This window comes from Mycobacterium sp., from assembly GCF_035499775.1.
In the GTDB taxonomy this organism is placed as follows: Bacteria; Actinomycetota; Actinomycetes; order Mycobacteriales; family Mycobacteriaceae; genus Mycobacterium.
In genome coordinates this window covers 1-5,730 of record NZ_DATJYB010000446.1, presented here as the reverse complement: position 1 = coordinate 5,730, position 5,730 = coordinate 1, and the positions used below count along the sequence as shown (strand labels likewise).

At 63.3% G+C, this 5,730-nt stretch carries 7 protein-coding genes; 4 read left to right on the top strand and 3 right to left on the bottom strand.

Translation table 11 applies throughout. The annotated features are described in order from the left end of the window. A partial coding sequence (locus VML93_RS27765) for a CDGP domain-containing protein (RefSeq protein ID WP_325615467.1) occupies positions 1-358 on the bottom strand: 358 nt, incomplete at its 3' end. A 213-nt stretch (positions 359-571) separates the two neighbouring features. On the opposite strand from VML93_RS27765, the gene VML93_RS27760 reads away from it, so the two are divergent. Next, on the top strand, positions 572-1,702 hold the full coding sequence (locus VML93_RS27760) for a ferredoxin reductase (protein WP_414686466.1): 1,131 nt from the start codon (positions 572-574) through the stop codon (positions 1,700-1,702). An 11-nt stretch (positions 1,703-1,713) separates the two neighbouring features. Then, positions 1,714-2,937, top strand: a complete 1,224-nt coding sequence (locus tag VML93_RS27755) for a fatty acid desaturase (protein ID WP_325615465.1) — start codon at positions 1,714-1,716, stop codon at positions 2,935-2,937. A gap of 9 nt (positions 2,938-2,946) precedes the next feature. Here the strand turns inward: VML93_RS27755 and VML93_RS27750 are convergent, their stop codons facing one another. Further along, positions 2,947-3,081, bottom strand: a complete 135-nt coding sequence (locus tag VML93_RS27750) for a hypothetical protein (RefSeq protein WP_325615464.1) — start codon at positions 3,079-3,081, stop codon at positions 2,947-2,949. 40 nt (positions 3,082-3,121) lie between these two features. After that, a complete protein-coding gene (locus VML93_RS27745) occupies positions 3,122-3,775 on the bottom strand; it encodes a histidine phosphatase family protein (protein WP_325615463.1) in 654 nt (217 codons plus the stop codon). A 94-nt stretch (positions 3,776-3,869) separates the two neighbouring features. Between VML93_RS27745 and VML93_RS27740 the strand changes: the two genes are divergently transcribed. Both VML93_RS27740 and VML93_RS27735 read left to right on the top strand, forming a co-directional pair. Continuing rightward, a complete protein-coding gene (locus VML93_RS27740) occupies positions 3,870-4,448 on the top strand; it encodes a mismatch-specific DNA-glycosylase (protein WP_325615462.1) in 579 nt (192 codons plus the stop codon). A gap of 108 nt (positions 4,449-4,556) precedes the next feature. Continuing rightward, a complete protein-coding gene (locus VML93_RS27735) occupies positions 4,557-5,636 on the top strand; it encodes a phosphotransferase family protein (RefSeq protein ID WP_325615461.1) in 1,080 nt (359 codons plus the stop codon). The last annotated feature ends 94 nt before the right edge of the window (positions 5,637-5,730 follow it).

The window sequence follows — 5,730 nt, the reverse complement described above, 5'->3', positions numbered from 1 at the left end:
CGTTGCTGACCAGGCGCTCGTTGATCCAGTACCCACCCGTGCAGGTGCGGGAGTAGGACCGGTCGGAGCCGCCGTAGCAGCTGTACATCGTCTGGTGCGCGGGCACCCAGATGGTGCGTTCCCGCATCCAGCTGCCGTCGGTGGAGATCGGGCCGTCGCACAGGGTGCGGCGCTGGGAGCCCAGGAAGCCCCAGGGGTCGGTCTTGCAGATGGCGCCTGGGGGGCCGCCCGGGGCGGGGTCGGCGTAGCTGGTGGCGGCGAGGCCGACGGCGGTCGCGGTGATCGCGGTGGCCAGCAGCGCGCCGGCGATGCTGCGGCGCAGGATTCCGTTGGTCTGGGTGATGTTTGAAGTGTTCATGACATTGATCGTTCATCCGGCGCCCGCCTTCTAGTAGCGGTCACGTCCTTGCCGGGATACAAGCGCGCCTTGTAACCAGGAGATGCCAGGGAGCGCTCGCGCCCGTGTAACTCAGCGAACAAGTGTTTATCGAACGCTGCTATCGGGAAAACGATGAGGAGCCGTGCTTCAAACAAGCCACGGAAACCCCGATCAGACCACTTGGGAAGGACTATGGGTCCGACACTTAGCAGCCTCATGCGATGGAGCAAGGCACCTGCGAAAGGTGTCCAAACTGCATCAACGCCATGGGTCAACGTCCCGCGCGGACTGGCCGCTCGCGCGACCACGCCGTTGCTGCCCGACGACTACCTCAAACTCCTCAATCCGCTGTGGTCAGCGCGCGAACTCCGGGGTCTCATCGTAGGTGTACATCCGGAAACTGAAGACTCCGCGACCGTCACGATCAAGCCCGGCTGGGGCTTCTCCGGCAACTACCGGGCCGGGCAGTACGTCGGCATCGGATTGCGAATCGACGGTCGGTGGCACTGGCGTTCGTATTCGCTGACATCAGTTCCGCGCCGCGACAGCAACAACATCACGATCACTGTCAAGGCCACCCCGGAGGGCTTTCTGTCCACGCACCTGGTGAACGGCGTCAAACCGGGCACCGTCGTGCGACTCGCCGCTCCGAAGGGTGATTTCGCGTTGCCCGACCCAGCTCCGGAACGGGTCCTGTTCATCACCGCCGGCAGCGGGATCACCCCGGTCATGGCCATGCTGCGCACTCTCAAATCCCGCGGCGAGAAGATCGACATCGCACACATCCACTCCGCGCCCAGCGCCGACGACGTCATCTTTCACGACGAGTTGCGCACCCTGGAGAACGACCAGCCGGGGTACCGGCTGCATCTGCGGCTCACCCAGGAACACGGCAAGGTCGACTTCGACCAGCTGGCCGACGTAGTGGAGGACTGGCGCGAGCGCCCGGCCTGGGTCTGTGGCCCGCCCGCTTTGCTCGACACCGTCGAAGAAGTGTGGAAGAGCGCGGATATCAGTGATCTGCTGCACGTCGAGCGCTTCACCATCGCAGCTACCGACAAGGGCGGTGAAGGCGGCACAGTCACCTTCGCAATATCCGACAAGAGTATCGAAATCGACGGCGCCACTTCACTTTTGGAGGCCGGAGAAAAAGTGGGCATTCAGATGCCCTTCGGATGCCGGATGGGCATCTGCCAGACCTGTGTGCTTCCTCTGGAATCGGGGCACGTGCGCGACTTCAGGTCCGGCACCGAACACGGTGAAGGTGATCGCATCCAAACCTGTATCTCCACGGCGTCGGGCAACTGCACCCTCAAAATCTGAGGAGGAAACATATGGCTATCACCGATATCAAGGAATACGCCCACCTGACCACCGAGGATGTCGAGCAGCTCGCCCGCGAGCTGGACGCGATCCGCGCCGACATCGAGGAGTCCCGCGGCGAGCGCGACGCCCGCTACATTCGCCGGTCCATCCAGCTGCAGCGCGCGCTGGCCGCCGGTGGGCGAATCGCGTTGTTCGCCAGCCGAAATAGGTTCGCGTGGCTGGCCGGGACGGGCATGCTCGGAATGGCGAAGATCATCGAGAACATGGAGCTCGGTCACAACATCACCCACGGCCAGTGGGACTGGATGAACGATCCGGAGATCCACTCCACCGAATGGGAGTGGGACACCACCTCGCCCAGCGTGCACTGGAAGAAGTCGCACAATTTCATCCACCACAAGTACACGAACGTCGTTGACCTGGACGATGACGTCGGTTACGGCATCATGCGCGTCACGCGCGACGAGCCTTGGGCGCCTTGGATGCTGGGCAACCCGATCTACAACATGCTGCTCGGCACCCTGTTCGAGTGGGGTGTCGCCGCCCACGGCCTGGAGACCCGCAAGATCCGCAAACACGAGAAGTCGTGGGCCGAGGTCCGCAAGGACCTGCGCATCATCGGCAAAAAGGTCGGCAAACAGGTTGGTAAGGACTACATCGTGTTTCCGGCCCTGGCCGGCCGCGGCTGGAAGCGGACCCTGCAGGCCAACGCTGTGGCCAACCTGATCCGCAACTACTGGTCCTACATGGTGATCTTCTGCGGGCACTTCCCCGACGGAGCCGAGAAATTCACCGTCGAAGAGTTCGAGAACGAGACGCAGGGGGAGTGGTATCTGCGCCAGATGCTGGGATCGGCGAACTTTAACGCCGGGCCGCTGATGGCGTTCGTCAGCGGGAATCTGTGCTATCAGATCGAGCACCACCTCTTCCCGGATCTGCCCAGTAATCGCTACGCCGAGATCTCGGTGCGGGTGCGCGAGTTGTGCGACAAGTACGATCTGCCGTACACCACCGGATCCCTCGGCCGCCAGTACTGGCAGTCGTTCTGGACGATTCTCAAGCTCGCGCTACCCGACAAGATGCTCAACGCGACGTCCGACGACGCCCCCGAGACCCGGTCCGAGTTGAAGTTTCGGGTGCGTGAGGGGATACGTGAGAGCTTTGTCGACCCCGCGACGGGGAAACGACGTGGCTTGCGCACCGCGCTGCGCGAGCTCCGGAAGGCGTCCTAACGCGCACGATTACTCGTCGAACGTGATGAGCCGCGGCGACCGCTCCACCTGGCTCAGCAGATCGGCACCGGTGTACATGGGGCGCGGCGGCAACTCGAGCCAATCTCCGCCGAAGGGCGACGACGCGATATCCGTCGGGTTCACTATTCTGCGCCAGCTGAGCTTGTCCCGAACTTCGTGGGGATCATGGGGATTGTTTCTCGAGTAATGCAAGATCGTGCAGTTGGTCATCGATTGTGATTTGTCGTTCTCGACTTCTTCGAACTTTTCGGGCAGCATGCGTTCGATGTTGTAGCGCGCGATTCCCCATGAAGTCGCCGTGCGTTACCACCAGCACGCGTTTGCCCGCCCCCTCCCGGTGCAACGTGCCCTGAAAGTCGCGAAAGCGATGACTCACCTCGTAACGGCTTTCTCCGCCTTCGAGTTTCGTGTACCACGGCGACTGCTTATACATCTTGGTGGTCAGGCCGAACATCTCCTCCCGGTCCGCTCTCGGCAGCGACCCGTAGATGCCCCAGCTTCTTTCGACGACCCGGTCCTCGATGATCCAGTCGCCGCAATCCGAACCCCCGATGTGGGCGGCGGTTTCGCGGGTCCGCAAAAACGGAGAGAAGTACCGGAAGTCGAACGAACTCGCGCCGCCCAGATTGAGGTCGATCCATTCCTTTGCCTGCCGTGCTTGCTCGATGCCTAGACGGGATAGGCGTTGCGTCCAATCCGGCCGCTCACTGATGGCGTCGCGCTGCTCGTGAACGAGTCCCTCTTTGTCGGCGCTCTGAACGACGTTCGCCTCCGATTGACCGTGGCGGACGAAGACGAGATCCCTGGGCATCGACATGAAACTCCTCCTTCGGCGGCGCGTCGGCTACCAAGGTAGTTTCAGCGCGCCGGAGACTTTTCGCGGCCGATCGAGGGGTAGTTAAAGGACTGCAATGCCGGACAACACGAGATTCACCCGAGAACAACTGAAGGGTTTCGTCGGTAAGACCTTGCCGGACTTGATCTCTGATCAGGTTCGGCTGCTCTTTGTCGGGATCAATCCAGGGCTCAGAAGCGTCGCGGTTCAGGGGCACTTCGCCCCTCGCGGCAACCGCTTCTATCCGGCGCTCTTTCGGGCCGGAATCACAGATCACCTCGTCGACGCGTCGTCGGGGCTTACTACCGCTGACCGCGAATACCTGCTCAGTCGTGGAATCGGCATCACGAGCCTCGTCGAACGAGCGACTGCCAGTGCGGCGGAGCTCGCGGCCGCCGAACTCGTCGCAGGTACACGGAAACTGCGCACGCTGGTTGCGGAGTATTCGCCCACGGTGGTCGCCGTCCTCGGGATCACCGCCTATCGCGCCGCGTTCAGCGATCCCCTGGCAAAACTCGGCAAGCAACCGACGCCCCACGTGGGCTCCGAACTGTGGATCGTGCCTAACCCCAGCGGTCGCAACGCGCACGCGTCATTGGCCGGCCTCGCAGCCGCCTATGCCGAGGTCGCGCGCGCAGCCGGCATCGTGCTATGAGCCGAAGGAGCCCTTCCGGGGGACAGGTGCTGCTCAGTTGCCGTATGGCTTACAGTTGACCAGTCGAATCGGACCCCAAGGTCCGGGTAAGCAAGGCTGGGAGGCACGTTGTCCGCGACGCTCGCGATTCCGCGATACCCCACCGATGTGACTTCCGAATGGCTGTCGGCGGTATTCGGCCAGCGTGGCCACTCCGTCGAGGTGTCTGAAGTTGACGTAGCGCCGATCGGCACCGGGCAGACCGGCGCCACGTACCGGGTGTCGGCCCGCTACGCCGCGGATCCGGGTGGCATACCGCAGACCTTCGTGATCAAACTGCCGGCCCAGGACGACACCGTGCGCGACAGGGTAATCCTCGGCTATCGCAGCGAGTGCGCGTTCTATGCTTCCGTGGCTGACCGGGTGCAGGTGCCGACACCGCAGTGCTTTTACTGCGAGATCAGTGACGACGCAATGGAGTTCGCCCTACTGCTGGCGGACCAGGCACCCGCGGTCCAGGGTGATCAGATCGCGGGCTGCGGCGAGCAGGAGGCGCGACTGGCGGTCGCGGCGTTGGCGGGATTGCATGCGCCGAGCTGGTGTGACCCGGTGTGGCTGGACTTTCCCGCCATCGCGTTCGGGCGTCCGGACGAGGATTCCGCCAAGGGCCTCGGTGAGGTGGCGAAGCTGAGCGCCGACATCACGCTGGACAAGCTCGGTGACCGGATGAGCGCCGAGGACCGGGATACCTTCACTGCGACAATGGGTTTGGTGACGCCCTGGCTTCTTGCCGAGCATGACCGGTTCGCCTTGATGCATGGCGACTATCGGCTGGACAACATGTTGTTCGACCCCGAGCGAACGCGAGTGAGCATCGTCGACTGGCAGACGCTCGGCGTGGGCCTTCCGGCCCGGGATCTCGCCTACTTCACCGCAACCAGCCTCAATCCACAACTGCGCGCCTCCATCGAGGAGGGCCTCGTCGAGGCATATCACCATGCGCTGTTGGACCACGGCGTCACCGATTACGACCGCGAAACATGTTGGCGCGATTACCGTCTCGGGGTTCCGCAGGCGCCGCTGATCTCGGCGCTCGGGTTCGCCTTCGCCGCCACGACCGAGCGCGGCGACGATATGGTGCTGACCATGCTGGCGCGGGGCTGTCAGGCGATCCGCGATCTGGCGACCTTAGAGCTGATCGAGAGCTGACCACCATGACCGAATTGGCCGGACAGACCGTCGTCGTGATCGGCGGCAGCGCAGGCATCGGACTGGAGACCGCGCGACGCGCCCGGGCCGAAGG